The sequence below is a fragment of the Shewanella sp. MF05913 genome (assembly GCF_059758095.1).
In genome coordinates this window covers 33,225-47,537 of sequence record NZ_JCAYNT010000002.1, presented here as the reverse complement: position 1 = coordinate 47,537, position 14,313 = coordinate 33,225, and the positions used below count along the sequence as shown (strand labels likewise).

At 42.2% G+C, this 14,313-nt stretch carries 10 protein-coding genes, 2 tRNA genes and 1 pseudogene; 12 read left to right on the top strand and 1 reads right to left on the bottom strand.

The window, feature by feature from the left end; genetic code table 11:
* The first annotated feature begins 128 nt into the window (after positions 1 to 128).
* The 10 genes from tpiA (at position 129) to rpsO (ending at position 8,202) form a co-directional block, all read left to right on the top strand.
* On the top strand, positions 129 to 911 hold the full coding sequence (gene tpiA, locus AC19MV_RS03630) for a triose-phosphate isomerase (RefSeq protein WP_188954199.1): 783 nt from the start codon (positions 129 to 131) through the stop codon (positions 909 to 911).
* A gap of 4 nt (positions 912 to 915) precedes the next feature.
* Positions 916 to 1,251: a preprotein translocase subunit SecG gene (secG, locus tag AC19MV_RS03625; RefSeq protein WP_188923917.1), complete on the top strand. Its 336-nt coding sequence runs from the start codon at positions 916 to 918 to the stop codon at positions 1,249 to 1,251.
* Positions 1,252 to 1,264: 13 nt separating this feature from the next.
* Positions 1,265 to 1,351 (top strand) — tRNA-Leu (locus AC19MV_RS03620).
* 82 nt (positions 1,352 to 1,433) lie between these two features.
* Positions 1,434 to 1,509, top strand: a tRNA-Met gene (locus AC19MV_RS03615).
* 171 nt (positions 1,510 to 1,680) lie between these two features.
* Positions 1,681 to 2,136 (top strand): ribosome maturation factor RimP, encoded by a 456-nt coding sequence (gene rimP, locus AC19MV_RS03610; protein ID WP_160055251.1) that lies wholly within the window; start codon positions 1,681 to 1,683, stop codon positions 2,134 to 2,136.
* A gap of 31 nt (positions 2,137 to 2,167) precedes the next feature.
* Positions 2,168 to 3,667, top strand: coding sequence for a transcription termination factor NusA (gene nusA, locus AC19MV_RS03605; RefSeq protein ID WP_432399035.1), 1,500 nt, complete (start codon positions 2,168 to 2,170; stop codon positions 3,665 to 3,667).
* A 25-nt stretch (positions 3,668 to 3,692) separates the two neighbouring features.
* Positions 3,693 to 6,344, top strand: coding sequence for a translation initiation factor IF-2 (gene infB, locus AC19MV_RS03600; RefSeq protein ID WP_432399033.1), 2,652 nt, complete (start codon positions 3,693 to 3,695; stop codon positions 6,342 to 6,344).
* Between the two features lie 66 nt (positions 6,345 to 6,410).
* Entirely contained in the window at positions 6,411 to 6,842 is a 432-nt protein-coding gene (gene rbfA, locus AC19MV_RS03595) for a 30S ribosome-binding factor RbfA (RefSeq protein WP_432399032.1), read from the top strand.
* The gene (gene truB, locus AC19MV_RS03590; protein ID WP_498305832.1) at positions 6,842 to 7,789 is read left to right on the top strand and encodes a tRNA pseudouridine(55) synthase TruB; all 948 of its coding nucleotides are present in this window, start codon (positions 6,842 to 6,844) and stop codon (positions 7,787 to 7,789) included. Before rbfA ends, truB begins: the two co-directional genes overlap by 1 nt.
* A 143-nt stretch (positions 7,790 to 7,932) precedes the next feature.
* A complete protein-coding gene (gene rpsO / locus AC19MV_RS03585; RefSeq protein ID WP_432399030.1) occupies positions 7,933 to 8,202 on the top strand; it encodes a 30S ribosomal protein S15 in 270 nt (89 codons plus the stop codon).
* A 476-nt stretch (positions 8,203 to 8,678) separates the two neighbouring features.
* Here the strand turns inward: rpsO and AC19MV_RS03580 are convergent.
* A pseudogene (locus AC19MV_RS03580) lies at positions 8,679 to 10,715 on the bottom strand (putative bifunctional diguanylate cyclase/phosphodiesterase).
* Positions 10,716 to 11,130: 415 nt separating this feature from the next.
* On the opposite strand from AC19MV_RS03580, the gene pnp reads away from it, so the two are divergent.
* Complete coding sequence (pnp, locus tag AC19MV_RS03575) at positions 11,131 to 13,227, top strand: polyribonucleotide nucleotidyltransferase (RefSeq protein WP_432399028.1); 2,097 nt, start codon at positions 11,131 to 11,133, stop codon at positions 13,225 to 13,227.
* Between the two features lie 149 nt (positions 13,228 to 13,376).
* A complete protein-coding gene (gene nlpI, locus AC19MV_RS03570; protein WP_432399027.1) occupies positions 13,377 to 14,288 on the top strand; it encodes a lipoprotein NlpI in 912 nt (303 codons plus the stop codon).
* Positions 14,289 to 14,313: the final 25 nt, after the last annotated feature.

Here is a 14,313-nt window from a genome sequence, read left to right as displayed (position 1 = left end):
ATTCAGGAATGTCGTTGCGCGCTTAAAAAGTAGACGCTTCGACCATTAATCTGAAATATTCCCCTTTTAGCTATTGTAACTTGATAAGTGGTTCGCTATTATTCACGCCGCTTTCAAAGGAGACAGTGATGGCACTCAGACGTCCTATGGTAGCTGGCAACTGGAAAATGAATGGTAATTCAGCATTAGCTGAAGAGCTTTTTAAGAAGTTTGCCTCGAAGCTCCAAAATGATTCAGCTGAAGTGGTTTTATGCCCGCCTTCAATTTATCTTGAAAGTGTTAGGCAACTGCTTGAAGCAAATAAGCAAACGTTAGACGGTGCGCTTGTTAGAATGGGCGCGCAAAATCTAAGTCAACATGACTTTGGCGCGTACACCGGTGAAATATCTGGGCAGATGCTAAAAGATTCAGGATGTCGATATGTTATTATCGGCCATTCCGAACGTCGCCGTATGTACGGAGAGACGAGTAATATTGTGGCAGAAAAATTTGCTGCTGCACAAAAACACGGACTCACACCCATACTTTGTGTTGGTGAATCAGGTCCAGCTCGAGAAGCAAGACGCACATTTGAGGTGATTGCTGAAGAGTTAGATATTGTTATTGAAAAAAACGGCACCATGGCTTTTGATAACGCGATTATCGCCTACGAACCTTTATGGGCAGTAGGAACAGGTAAAAGCGCTACACCAGAGCAGGCACAAGAAGTACATGCGTTTATTCGCAGCCGCCTCTCTGAAGTGTCTCCATTTATTGGGGAGAATATTAGGATTCTTTACGGTGGTAGTGTTACCCCCAATAATGCGGCAGATATTTTTGCCCAACCTGATGTTGATGGTGGTCTGATTGGCGGTGCAAGTCTGAACTCAACTGAGTTTTTAAGTTTATGTACCATAGCGATGAGCGCGTAATAATATGTACGAAGTTCTTATAGTTGTATACTTGGTGGTTGCGTTAGGTCTAGTAGGCTTAATTTTAATTCAACAAGGAAAGGGTGCCGATATGGGCGCATCTTTCGGAGCCGGTGCTTCAGGCACGTTATTTGGCTCAAGCGGTTCAGGTAACTTTCTGACCCGTTCTACTGCTGTCTTAGCGATTGGTTTTTTCGCGTTAAGTTTAGTGATTGGCAATTTAAGTGCCAACCACACACAGCAGAATGATCAATGGAACGATTTAGGTACTGCAGCAGAGCAAATCATTGATGAAGCGCCTGTGCAAACCGAACAGTCAGAAACTAAAATTCCTGACTAGTAAACTAGTTTACGCCGAGGTGGTGGAATTGGTAGACGCGCAGCCTTGAGGTGGCTGTGTCCTAACGGACGTGCGGGTTCAAGTCCCGCTCTCGGCACCAAATTATAACTAACAAACTAAGGATTGTGTTTGATTAGTTATTGCAAGATATGACGTAAATCAATATACTTGCAAACAGTTGACGCGGGGTGGAGCAGTTGGTAGCTCGTCGGGCTCATAACCCGAAGGTCGTCGGTTCAAGTCCGGCCCCCGCAACCAGCTCCTTGTGATTTATTTTCTGTTTGAAATTAAATCGCAATTTACAGGTTCTATAATAAAATGACCTCGTGATTACGGGGTTTTTTGTTATATGGACTTTTAAATACCCGTGATTTTGACGGGTTGCTCTGGGGCTTTTAGCCCTTTTTTTGTTTTTTTTGGGGGTCATTTTTGGCAACAATAGAATCCAAGCTAGTTGAAATGTTAACGGTTCCAGTTGAAGCGTCAGGCTTTCAGCTTTGGGGCATTGAATATGTTCAAGCTGGTCGTCATTCAATTCTACGTGTGTTTATTGATCACGAGAATGGCATCAACATTGAAGATTGTGCTGAGGCCAGTCGTCAAGTTAGCGCAGTTATGGATGTTGAAGACCCGATTTCTACAGAATACACATTAGAAGTATCTTCGCCTGGAGTAGATAGACCGTTATTTACAGCAGCGCAGTATGCCGCTTACATCGGTGAAGATGCGAAAGTACAGTTGACTATGCCTGTTGCGGGTAGTCGAAATCTAAAAGGCGTCATCACTAGTGTTGATGGGCAAATGCTCACCATCAAAGTTGATGGTAAAGACTTGATTGTTGCTTTGGATAACATCCGCAAAGGCAACATTATCGCTAAGTTTTGATAGTTTCAGGTGAAGAACGAGGCAAGACCAAATGAATAAAGAGATCCTGCTAGTCGCAGAAGCGGTTTCCAATGAAAAAGGCGTTCCGCGCGAAAAGATTTTTGAAGCGCTAGAAATTGCTTTAGCTACTGCTACCAAGAAAAAATACGAAGGTGATATTGAAGTTCGTGTTGCCATTGATCGCAAAACAGGTAACTACGATACTTTCCGTCGTTGGATGGTGGTTGACGATAAGGGTGAAGCCTTAGAAAACCCGTACAGTGAAATCACACTTGAAGCCGCTCTTTTTGAAGAGCCAGGTATTCTAGTGGGAGAGTATATTGAAGACCAAATTGACTCAGTCGCATTTGATCGCATCACAACACAAACTGCTAAACAAGTTATCGTACAAAAAGTACGTGAAGCTGAACGGGCACAAATTGTGGAACAGTTTATTGAGCGTGAAGGTGAAATTGTTACTGGTATCGTTAAGAAAAGCTCACGTGAAAGTATTGTTGTTGATTTAGGCAACAATGCAGACGGTGTGATATTTAGAGAAGATTTAATCAGCCGCGAATCATTTCGTCCTGGTGACCGTGTTCGTGCATTATTGTACGCAGTACGCCCAGAAGCGCGTGGTGCTCAGATATTTTTAACACGCAGCAAGCCTGAAATGTTAATCGAGCTTTTTCGTGTAGAAGTGCCTGAAATTTATGACGAGCTAATCGAAGTAATGGGTGCTGCACGTGATCCTGGTGCCCGAGCTAAAATCGCGGTTAAGTCAAATGACCGTCGCATCGATCCGATAGGTGCTTGTGTTGGTATGCGTGGTGCACGCGTACAAGCCGTTTCCAATGAATTAGGTGGCGAACGTGTTGATATCGTGTTGTGGGATGATAATCCTGCTCAATATGTGATCAACGCCATGGCGCCGGCTGATGTTGCGTCTATCATTGTGGACGAAGATAACCACTCGATGGACATCGCTGTTGAAGCTGACAGCTTAGCGCAAGCTATTGGCCGTAACGGTCAAAACGTACGTTTAGCGACTCAACTAACTGGTTGGGAACTGAACGTAATGACAGTAGAAGACATGAACAAGAAACACCAAGCCGAAAGTGCTAAAGTGATTGATTTGTTTGTAGCTTCGCTAGATGTAGACAAAGATTTTGCGGCAGTACTGGCTGATGAAGGATTTACTTCGCTTGAAGAAATCGCTTATGTACCAGAATCCGAACTACTCGCAATAGAAGGCTTTGACGAAGGAATCGTCGCGGCATTACGTGAACGTGCAAAAGCAGCTATCTCGACAAGAGCTCTAGCTACTGAAGAAGCGTTAGATGGTGCAGAGCCAAGTGATGACTTATTAGCATTGGAAGGATTAGAAAGACATTTAGCTTATGTTCTCGCGAGCAAAGGCGTAGTGACTTTAGAAGACTTGGCCGAGCAAGGTATTGACGATTTAATTGATATTGAAGAATTAACAGAAGAAAAAGCAGGTGAGCTTATTATGGCTGCCCGCAACATCTGTTGGTTTGGCGAAGAAGCATAAGTCGATCAACAGGGGGATTTAATTGATGGCAGATACAAGCGTAGAAAAATTAGCAGCAGAAGTAGGAAAATCGGTTGAGCGTTTAATCGAACAATTTTCAGATGCTGGTATTAAGAAACAACAGAAAGATACCGTTTCAGAACAGGAAAAGCAGCAGCTTTTAGACTTTCTGAAAAAACAGCACGGCGCAGATTCTGCACCGACTAAAATGACGCTTCAGCGTAAAACAGTGTCAACGTTAAGCGTTGCGAGCACTGGTGGTCAATCTAAAGACGTGAAAGTAGAAGTCCGTAAAAAACGTACTTTTGTTAAACGTGATGACACTGATTTAGCTAAACAAGCTGAATTAGAAGCGCAAGAAAAAGCCCAGGCTGAAGCGGAAGCTAAAGCAAAGGTTGAAGCAGAAGCAAAGGCAGCAGCAGAAGCGAAAGCAAAAGCTGATGCAGAAGCCAAGAAAAAAGCAGAAGCAGAAGCCAAAGTGAAATCAGAAAAAGCGAAAGCAGAGCCAAAAGCGCCTAAAGTAACCGATCCAGAAACTGCAGCAGCAAAAGCTGAAGCAGAGCGCTTAAAAGCAACTCAAGAAGCGGTATTAACCGAAAAGCAGAAAGAAGAAGCAGCGCAAGCGGCAGAAAAAGCTCGCAAATTAGCTGAAGAAAACTCGAAGCGTTGGGCCGATGAAGAGCGTTTACGCCTAGAAGCGGAAAAGAACAGCGATCACCACATTACAACGTCTAAAGTTGCTCGTGCAGCAGAAGACAGTTCTGATGCCGATGATGAAAAACGTGGTCGTCGTGCGCGCAACAAAAACACCAATAAGAAACGTGGTGGTAAAGATGCGCGTGACGGTCGTGAAAAACACATGCGTAATCGCAGTACTGCACCACAGTCAATGGCGCATGGCTTTAACAAGCCAGCCGCAGCTGTAAGCCGTGATGTACGTATCGGCGAAACTGTTACCGTTTCTGAACTTGCTCACTTAATGGCAATTAAAGCCACTGAGATCATCAAGCAAATGATGAAAATGGGTTCAATGGTAACGATTAACCAAGTACTTGACCAAGAAACTGCCCAAATGGTTGCAGAAGAAATGGGTCATAAAGTGGTTTTAATCCGTGATAACGAATTAGAGCATCAAGTACTGCAAGACCGTGATGACAATATCAAGCTTGAGTCTCGTGCACCTGTTGTGACCATTATGGGCCACGTTGACCATGGTAAGACATCTCTACTTGATTATATCCGTCGTGCAAAAGTTGCTGCTGGCGAAGCCGGTGGTATTACCCAGCACATTGGTGCATACCATGTTGAAACTGACAATGGCATGATCACCTTCTTAGACACCCCTGGTCACGCGGCATTTACGTCAATGCGTGCTCGTGGTGCTAAAGCGACAGATATCGTTATTCTTGTTGTTGCTGCCGATGACGGTGTAATGCCGCAGACGATTGAAGCTATTCAACATGCTAAAGCCGGTAACGTGCCGTTAATCGTAGCGATTAACAAAATGGATAAGCCAGATGCTGATCCTGAACGCGTTAAGAGTGAGCTGTCGCAACACGGTGTTATGTCTGATGATTGGGGCGGAGATAACATGTTCGTCCACTTATCAGCCAAAACGGGTGAAGGTGTTGATGCACTGTTAGAAGGTATCTTGTTACAAGCTGAAGTGTTAGAACTTAAAGCGGTACGCGATACTATGGCAGCTGGTGTGGTTATTGAATCTCAACTTGATAAAGGTCGTGGCCCAGTTGCAACTATCTTGGTTCAAGAAGGTACATTACGCCAAGGCGACATCGTTTTATGTGGTTTAGAGTACGGTAAAATCCGTGCAATGAAAGACGAAAACGGTAAAGCAATCACTGAAGCGGGTCCTTCTATTCCTGTTGAGATTTTAGGTCTTTCAGGTGTTCCTTCTGCAGGTGATGAAGCTACTGTGGTACGTGATGAGCGTAAAGCACGTGAAGTCGCACTTTATCGTCAAGGCAAGTTCCGTGATGTTAAGTTAGCGCGTCAGCAGAAGTCTAAGCTAGAAAACATGTTCGCGAACATGGAAGAAGGTGAAGTACAAGAGCTGAACATCGTACTTAAAGCTGATGTACAAGGTTCATTAGAAGCAATTTGTGAATCATTAACTAAACTGTCTACAGACGAAGTTAAAGTGAACATCATTGCGCGTGGCGTAGGTGCACTAACTGAAACTGATGCAACACTTGCAGCAGCATCAAATGCAATTCTAGTCGGCTTTAACGTCCGTGCGGATGCACAGGCTCGTAAGACTATTGAAGCAGAAAGTGTTGATTTACGTTATTACAGCATCATCTATAACTTAATTGATGAAGTTCGTGCTGCAATGACCGGTATGCTTGCACCAGAATTTAAGCAAGTTATTATTGGTCTTGCCGAAGTTCGTGATGTGTTTAAGTCTCCTAAACTGGGCGCTATTGCCGGTTGTATGGTTACCGAAGGTCTTGTTAAGCGTAGTGCGCCTATTCGTGTACTTCGTGAAAACGTGGTTATCTTCGAAGGTGAACTTGAATCATTACGTCGCTTTAAAGACGATGCACAAGAAGTCCGTAATGGCATGGAATGTGGTATCGGCGTGAAGAACTATAATGACGTTCGCGTAGGAGACCAAATTGAGGTCTTCGAAATAGTCGAAATAGCTCGCACCTTATAAGCACCATTGGAAGGGCGGCATTAGCCGCCCTTTTTGATTGTATACCCAACGTTATGGCACATCATCATGGCAAAAGAATTTAGTCGTACAAGACGTATTGCGCAGCAACTCCAGCAAGAACTTGCAATGGTGTTACAACGCGATATGAAAGATCCCCGCATTGGCTTTGTAACCGTAAACGACGTAGACGTTTCACGTGATTTAAGCTATGCAAAAGTGTTTGTGACTTTCTTTGAAGAAGACATTGAACTTGTTCAGCAGAAAATTGATGCACTGAGTGCAGCGGCGCCTTACATACGCACATTAGTGGCAGGACGTATGAAATTACGTGTTATGCCTGAATTGCGTTTTGTTTATGACAGCTCATTAGTAGAAGGCATGCGTATGTCTAACCTAGTGACTCAGGTTATCAGCAAAGATAAAGCTAAGCAGCAGCAATATGACCCACAAGCATCAGATAGCAGTGAATCTGTTGATGGTGACAAGGAGCAAGATTAATGGCTCGTCGCCCTAAAGGTCGCTTCATCGACGGAATCGTATTACTCGATAAAGATACTGGCATGAGCTCTAACTTTGCTTTGCAAAAGGTTAAGCGTATCTTTAATGCAAACAAAGCTGGTCATACTGGCGCATTAGATCCATTAGCCACTGGCATGTTACCTATTTGTTTAGGTGAGGCAACTAAGTTTTCTCAGCATTTATTAGATGCTGATAAACGCTACCTTGTCACAGCAAAGCTTGGTCAACGTACTGACACCAGTGACTCAGATGGCGAAGTGGTGCAAACGCGTCCAGTGGATTTTACTCAGGCCCTTCTTGATGAAAAGCTTGAGTTTTTTCGTGGAACCACACAACAAATTCCATCAATGTATTCGGCATTAAAATATCAAGGTCAGCCTTTATATAAATATGCCCGTGAAGGTATTGAGGTTCCTAGAGAGTCTCGTCCTATTACGGTATTCGAGCTTAATTTTATTAAACTCGAAGGTGATGAGTTAACGTTAGACATTCATTGCTCTAAAGGCACGTATATTCGCACAATCATTGATGATTTAGGCGAAATGCTAGGGTGTGGTGCTCATGTGATTATGTTGCGCCGTACGCAGGTTGCAGAATATCCATATGAAAAAATGGTGAGTCTCGCTGAGTTAGAAGCACTATTAGCGCAAGCACAAGAGCAAGACATTGCCCCTAAAACCTTGTTAGATCCATTATTGTTACCAATGGATACCGCAGTGGCTAATTTCCCTGAAATTAACCTCCCAGACGCAATGTTATATTACGTCATGCAAGGTCAAGCGATTCAGGCTTCTGGGTTAAAACCTGATTGTTTAGTGCGTATTACCATCGGTGATGAGCGTAAGTTTGTTGGTATTGGTAGTATGAACGATGATGGTTTATTAGCGCCTAAAAGACTTATTGTGATGCACGACACTGCTGAATAATGTTATTGGTGCTAAATAGCCTAATTGATCAGTTTTATATGCTTTTTTATTGCGGTTACTCTCTAATCTAGTTAGAATACCGCGCTCGCTCTGGCTGAGTTAGTGATCGGCTAGAGATACATTTACTTTTTTTGGAGATACACATGTCACTAAGTGCTGAAGCAAAAGCAAAAATTTTAGCTGAATTTGGTCGTTGCGAAAACGATACTGGTTCAACTGAAGTTCAAGTAGCTTTACTAACTGCTCAAATTAACCACCTTCAAGGTCACTTTAAAGAGCACATCCATGATCACCACTCACGTCGTGGTCTATTACGCATGGTTAGCGCTCGTCGTAAGCTTACAGCTTACCTAAAGCGTACTGACTCAGAGCGTTATGCTGTTCTGATCAAGAAGTTAGGTTTACGTCGTTAATTCGATGTATCGCTTACTAATGTAAGTGAACTAAACCGTAAAAAAGGAGGCTTAGCCTCCTTTTTTATTGTCTAAAATTTGTGATTAATCAAAACTTATACCAATTCCATTAATTATCTGGTCATTCAGCGGGAGTTCTGTGTCTTCTAGGCAAGTAATAGAATTGTAGGCATAGTTGTTCTACGTCAAAATGCTATTAAGTAGCATGGAAGGCACAGAAACCCGCCTTGCAGGAGACACTCAGACCGTTCATTTCTTTGTTGCATTGCCTTAAAAGGGAATAACCATTATTTCAACAATGCGCCTCAAACTGAACAATCTGAGTGGCTCTGATTGGTCACATAATTAATAGAATTGGTATTATAGCCCTGATAACTATTAACGAGTCTTTACTATTAAAGCGCAATGGTATTACTTCAACGGTACTCGATTTAAATTCACTATGTGACCGTTCAATTTAAATGTCTGTTCAAACGCTATATGCGAACGATTTGTGCTGTTTCAGACATGATGTATTTTTGTTCAAATTCTTCTAGTGGCAAGGGTTGGCTAAAGAAAAAACCTTGACCGATTTCACATTGATTATCTTTAAGCCATTGCAACTGTTCTTCATTTTCAATTCCTTCTGCCACAATGGTTAAATCCAACTGGCGACCTAACATCAAAATAGTTGATGCTATCGCACTGTCTTCAGGCAAGTCACTCACAAAAGCCCGATCGATTTTCATTGTCGTAATAGGCAAATGTCGTAGGTAGGATAGTGACGAATATCCGGTTCCAAAATCATCGACAGCGATACCAAACCCAGCTGATTTGAGCTGTTCAAGCTTTACTATGGCTTGTTCTACATCGTTCATTAATGATGTTTCAGTAATTTCTACTTCTAACAACTCAGGACGGATTTGGTATCGAATCGCAAGTTGTTTAATGTCCGGGACTAAACTGGCATCGGCAAACTGTTGAGAGGCCACATTGACGGCAATGGGGATGGCATAATTGTATTTACGTTGCCATTCACGAATGACTTTACAGCTTTGTTCAATGACCCAGCGACCAATCGGAATAATAATACCTGTCTCTTCTGCTACTGGGATAAACGACATCGGGCTGATTAGCCTGCCATCTTTTTGCCAGCGAATAAGTGCTTCACAACCGACAACTTTATTTGTCTTCAAATCAAACTTTGGCTGGAAATATAATAAGAATTCATTGTTTTTCAATGCATCATGTAACGATGCTTCAGTACGAAGCCTTACCGCAGCACGTTCGGTCATTTGTTGTTTAAAGAAAGACCATTGGTTAGAACCCGCAGCCTTAGCGCTATACATGGCAATGTCAGCATGTCTGATAAGATCTTCTGCTGTGTCACCGTCTTCAGGGTAAATCGAAATCCCAATTGACGCAGCAGGATGAATAGCGTGTTCATTTAATTGAACTGGTGCATTTAACTGAATTAATAGTTTATCAACAAAGTCAGCTGCTTGAGCGGGGGTTTGGATTTCATCAGCTAAAATGACAAATTCATCGCCACCGAGCCTTGCTACACTACCTCTATCACCAACAACACGCTCTAATATGCGAGCGATTCGTGCTAAGAATTGATCCCCTAGCGCATGCCCAAGCGAGTCATTGACGTTTTTAAAACGGTCTAAATCGATGAATAAAAGTGCAAAGTTACGTTTGTGAACTCGTGAACGTTGAATCGTCACATTAAGCGTTTCGAGTAACAGAGTGCGATTTGGTAACCCTGTTAACGGATCTCGGGTTGCCATTTTACGTAATTTGTTTTGAGTTTGGCTAAACTGCAGCAGAATTTGATTAAATTTACTGGTCACTAAGCCAAGCTCGTCGTCTTTGTGCGCGGGAGACATAGGCAAGAGGTTTTCATCTGGCGAATCAGGATCGATTTTATCAATGGCTTCGCTAATACGTGCAATAGGCTGAGTTAAAAAGCGGTGAAACACAACGCTCAGCACCAATGTGAGTAGCAGGGCGCGTGCTAAAGTGGCAATTAAGCCTAATTTAAGTTGGCTGAATAATTTATTGGTGAGTCTTTGAGTGTCATAAAAAACGGTCAGTGTACCAATGAGTTGTTGCTCTTTATTACCCTCAAAGTAAAACGGGCGATACAAAGGCCTAGAAATTTCTCTTAAATCACCAAATAAGCGTTGGCTTAAATTAGTGTAAGTCGCTGACGATTTATCGACGGGATTTGAGGTAGTGACAAACAATGAACCATCATCGAGCTCGATTACTGCAGAGCCTACATTGTCGACTTTTATAATGCCTTCAAGGGTTTGGCTAGCAAGTTTGTCATCCAGAGATCAGACAGCATTGGTGGTAGTTTGTTCGACCGAATTAAGCAGTTCTTGTTGCGCATCACTGAGTTGATTTTTGGTTGAAATGACTTGAATGGCTATTTCGACTATAAAAATAGCAATGGCAAAAAACAAAGCGGTGAAAACCACTAAGTTCGTTTGTTTCCATGTTAAAGACTTAAAGCTGGCGGTCATGTCATATTCCGTGTCGCGTAAGTGACTATTTTGTTTAACTAGCACAGCAAAGTAAGCTGTGAACACAAATGATTTATTGTTTTTATATTGAAATATTCTCAGGTCTATATTGGTATCTTTTAAGGTCGATACTGACCTATCTATTCTGTTTTATTGCTTGATATTGTCGTTAACTCTAGTCAAATTGACTGCTTTTGTCATTAGTGATCCGATTGAAGATTGACCTATAATGGCTTATTTGTAACAAAAGTTGAATCATTTATAACAAAAGCGCGATTAATATGGGTTTCTGTTGTAGAAAAATGATTATTTTACTTTTTTTTCATTCTCGATATCGCGTCTATTTAACTATTCAAGCTAATTGCAGTATACTTGTGCGCGTAATTAAAGGTCATTAAATTAAGGAATGGGTCACGTGAATCCAATTGTAAAGAGTTTTGAGTATGGTCAACATACAGTCACCTTAGAAACAGGTGTTATTGCACGTCAAGCAGATGCTGCAGTTTTAGCAAGCATGGGTGATACCACAGTATTAGTTACTGTAGTTGGAAAGAAAGTAGCGGATTTAAGCCGTGACTTTTTCCCGCTAACTGTTAACTATCAAGAAAAAACCTATGCAGCGGGTAAAATCCCAGGCGGTTTCTTCAAGCGCGAAGGTCGTCCTTCTGAAGATGAAACGCTCATTGCCCGTCTTATCGACCGTCCTATCCGTCCTTTATTTCCTAACGGTTTTAAAAATGAAGTTCAAGTTATCATCACTGTGGTTTCTGTTGATCCACAAATCGAGCCAGATATTGTTTCGATGATTGGTACTTCAGCTGCGTTAGCTATTTCTGGTATTCCTTTCAGCGGCCCACTAGGTGCAGCGCGTGTTGGTTATATTAATAACGAATATGTACTTAACCCAACAGTAGAACAGCTTGCAACTAGCTCACTTAACTTAGTCGTAGCAGGTACTAAAGCTGCTGTACTTATGGTTGAATCTGAAGCGAAGGCGCTTGCAGAAGAAATCATGTTAGGTGCGGTAACTTACGGACATGATCAACAACAAGTTGTTGTTGATGCCATCGCTGAATTTAAAGCTGAAGCTGGCAAGCCAACTTGGGATTGGACTGCACCGGTTCAAGATGAAGTGTTAGTAGCTAAGATTAAAGATCTTGCTGAAGCTGGCATGACAGAAGCTTATCAAATTGAAGTTAAGCAAGACCGTTATGTTCAAGTCGGTATTGTTAAAGCAGCTGCAAAAGCGGCTTTAGTTGCTGAAAACCCAGATGTTGATACTCGCGAAGTAGACAACTTACTTGGTAGCCTTGAGAAGAAAGTTGTTCGTGGTCGTATTATCAGTGGCAAGCCACGTATCGACGGTCGTGAACCTGATATGATCCGCGCACTAAACGTACTTGCTGGCGTACTTCCACGTACTCACGGTAGTTCATTGTTTACTCGTGGTGAAACTCAGGCTTTAGTAACGTGTACTTTAGGTACTGAACGTGATGCTCAAAAAATTGATAGCATCATGGGCGAGCGCACTAACCGCTTTATGCTTCATTATAACTTCCCTCCATATTCAGTTGGTGAAACTGGCATGGTCGGTTCACCTAAGCGTCGCGAAATCGGTCACGGTAAGCTAGCTTGGCGTGGTATGAATGCCGTTATGCCTACAGCTGAAGAATTCCCGTACAGCATCCGTGTTGTTTCTGAAATTACTGAATCAAACGGTTCAAGCTCAATGGCTTCTGTTTGTGGTACTTCATTAGCACTTATGGATGCTGGTGTACCAATCAAGACTTCTGTTGCCGGTATTGCAATGGGTCTAGTTAAAGAAGGTGACGATTTCGTTGTCCTTTCTGACATCCTAGGTGATGAAGATCATTTAGGTGACATGGACTTTAAAGTTGCTGGTACTCGTGATGGTATTACCGCTCTGCAGATGGATATCAAGATTGAAGGTATCACTAAAGAAATTATGGATATCGCATTACAACAAGCATATGGCGCTCGCGTACATATTCTAAATGTAATGGATCAAGCGATTGGTTCACACCGTGGCGATATCTCTGCACATGCTCCACGTATTACGACTATCAAAATCAATCCAGAAAAAATCCGTGATGTTATTGGTAAAGGCGGCGCAGTTATTCGTGCTCTTACTGAAGAAACCGGTACTACGATTGAATTAGATGACGACGGTACTGTGAAGATTGCTTCTTCAAACGGTGAAGCGACTAAAGAAGCTATCCGTCGTATTGAAGAAATCACTGCTGAAGTTGAAGTTGGTCGTATTTACAACGGTAAAGTGATTCGTATCGTTGATTTCGGTGCATTCGTTAACATTCTTCCAGGTAAAGATGGCTTAGTTCACATCTCACAAATCAGTGATGAGCGTGTAGCTAATGTATCTGACCACCTTGAAATGAACCAAGAAGTTGCTGTTAAAGTGATGGAAGTGGATCGTCAAGGCCGCGTAAGATTGTCAATTAAAGAAGCACAAACCAAAGCAGCCGCTGAGTAATGTAATTTAGCGTGTTAAGCGATTAAAAAAGGAGATCATATGATCTCCTTTTTTTATGTTTATTGAAATAATCTCGGTTAGTCCATAGCTCTTAGATGGCCAGATTGCTATGATATTGAATATTAATAAAACCTGATAAGGTCAAGCGGATGGAATGTAAACTACGCACCACAGTTATTGCCGTTGTTGTCGGTGCAAGTATGTTGTTGTCAGGCTGTGCTGCTACGCAAAGCTCGAGTGAGAATGTCACTGGGCAAATGATTGTCGCACCGGTTATGCCAGATTATAAAATGGAAGTGACATTAGCTAAGTTAAATGAAATTTTAGCGACAATGGAACTGACAGACGAACAACGTGCACGTTTTCATTATGACCGTGGCGTCATCTACGACAGTGTCGGATTGCGTTTATTAGGCCGAATTGATTTTCATCAAGCGATTAAACTACAACCTGATTTAGCCGATGCTTATAATTTTTTAGGTATTTATTATACCCAAGAAGGTGAGTTTGACAGCGCTTATGAAGCGTTTGATGGCGTGTTAGAGCTTTCTCCTGGTTATGATTATGCTTACCTTAATCGCGGTATTGCATTGTATTATGGTGAACGTTTTCAGTTAGCCGTTGAAGATATGCAAGCTTTTCTTGCGCGAGATCCGAGTGATGGATATCGGGTTTTGTGGCTGTATTTAATGTCATCAGCTGTAGATAAAAATCAAGCTTTAGCTGACTTAGCGCTACAACGCCAACAGTTAAAAAGTGAAGATTGGGCGAGTGTATTAGTTGATTTTTATTTAGGTAAGATTAACCAAGAGCAAGTATTTGCCGCAGCAAAAGTGGGCTTGTCGCAACCAAAAGAATACGCAGAGCGCTTATGCGAAGCTTATTTTTACTTAGCTAAGCAAGCTGCAGCTAATGGGCAATATCAACAAGCCGCTAATTTTTACCGCTTAACGCTTGCGACCAATATTTATGATTTTGTTGAACATCGTTATGCCAGAATTGAATTGGCAAAGATGAAAAATATCATTCAACAGGCGGCTGAATTATCTAACAAAGGCTAAACATCAGTTTGCCTAGCCAATTATG

Coding starts and splice junctions, on each gene's coding strand:
- tpiA (WP_188954199.1), top strand. CDS start 129: ATGGCACTCAGACGTCCTATGGTAGCTGGCAACTGGAAAATGAATGGT.
- secG (WP_188923917.1), top strand. CDS start 916: ATGTACGAAGTTCTTATAGTTGTATACTTGGTGGTTGCGTTAGGTCTA.
- nusA (WP_432399035.1), top strand. CDS start 2,168: ATGAATAAAGAGATCCTGCTAGTCGCAGAAGCGGTTTCCAATGAAAAA.
- infB (WP_432399033.1), top strand. CDS start 3,693: ATGGCAGATACAAGCGTAGAAAAATTAGCAGCAGAAGTAGGAAAATCG.
- rbfA (WP_432399032.1), top strand. CDS start 6,411: ATGGCAAAAGAATTTAGTCGTACAAGACGTATTGCGCAGCAACTCCAG.
- truB (WP_498305832.1), top strand. CDS start 6,842: ATGGCTCGTCGCCCTAAAGGTCGCTTCATCGACGGAATCGTATTACTC.
- rpsO (WP_432399030.1), top strand. CDS start 7,933: ATGTCACTAAGTGCTGAAGCAAAAGCAAAAATTTTAGCTGAATTTGGT.
- nlpI (WP_432399027.1), top strand. CDS start 13,377: ATGGAATGTAAACTACGCACCACAGTTATTGCCGTTGTTGTCGGTGCA.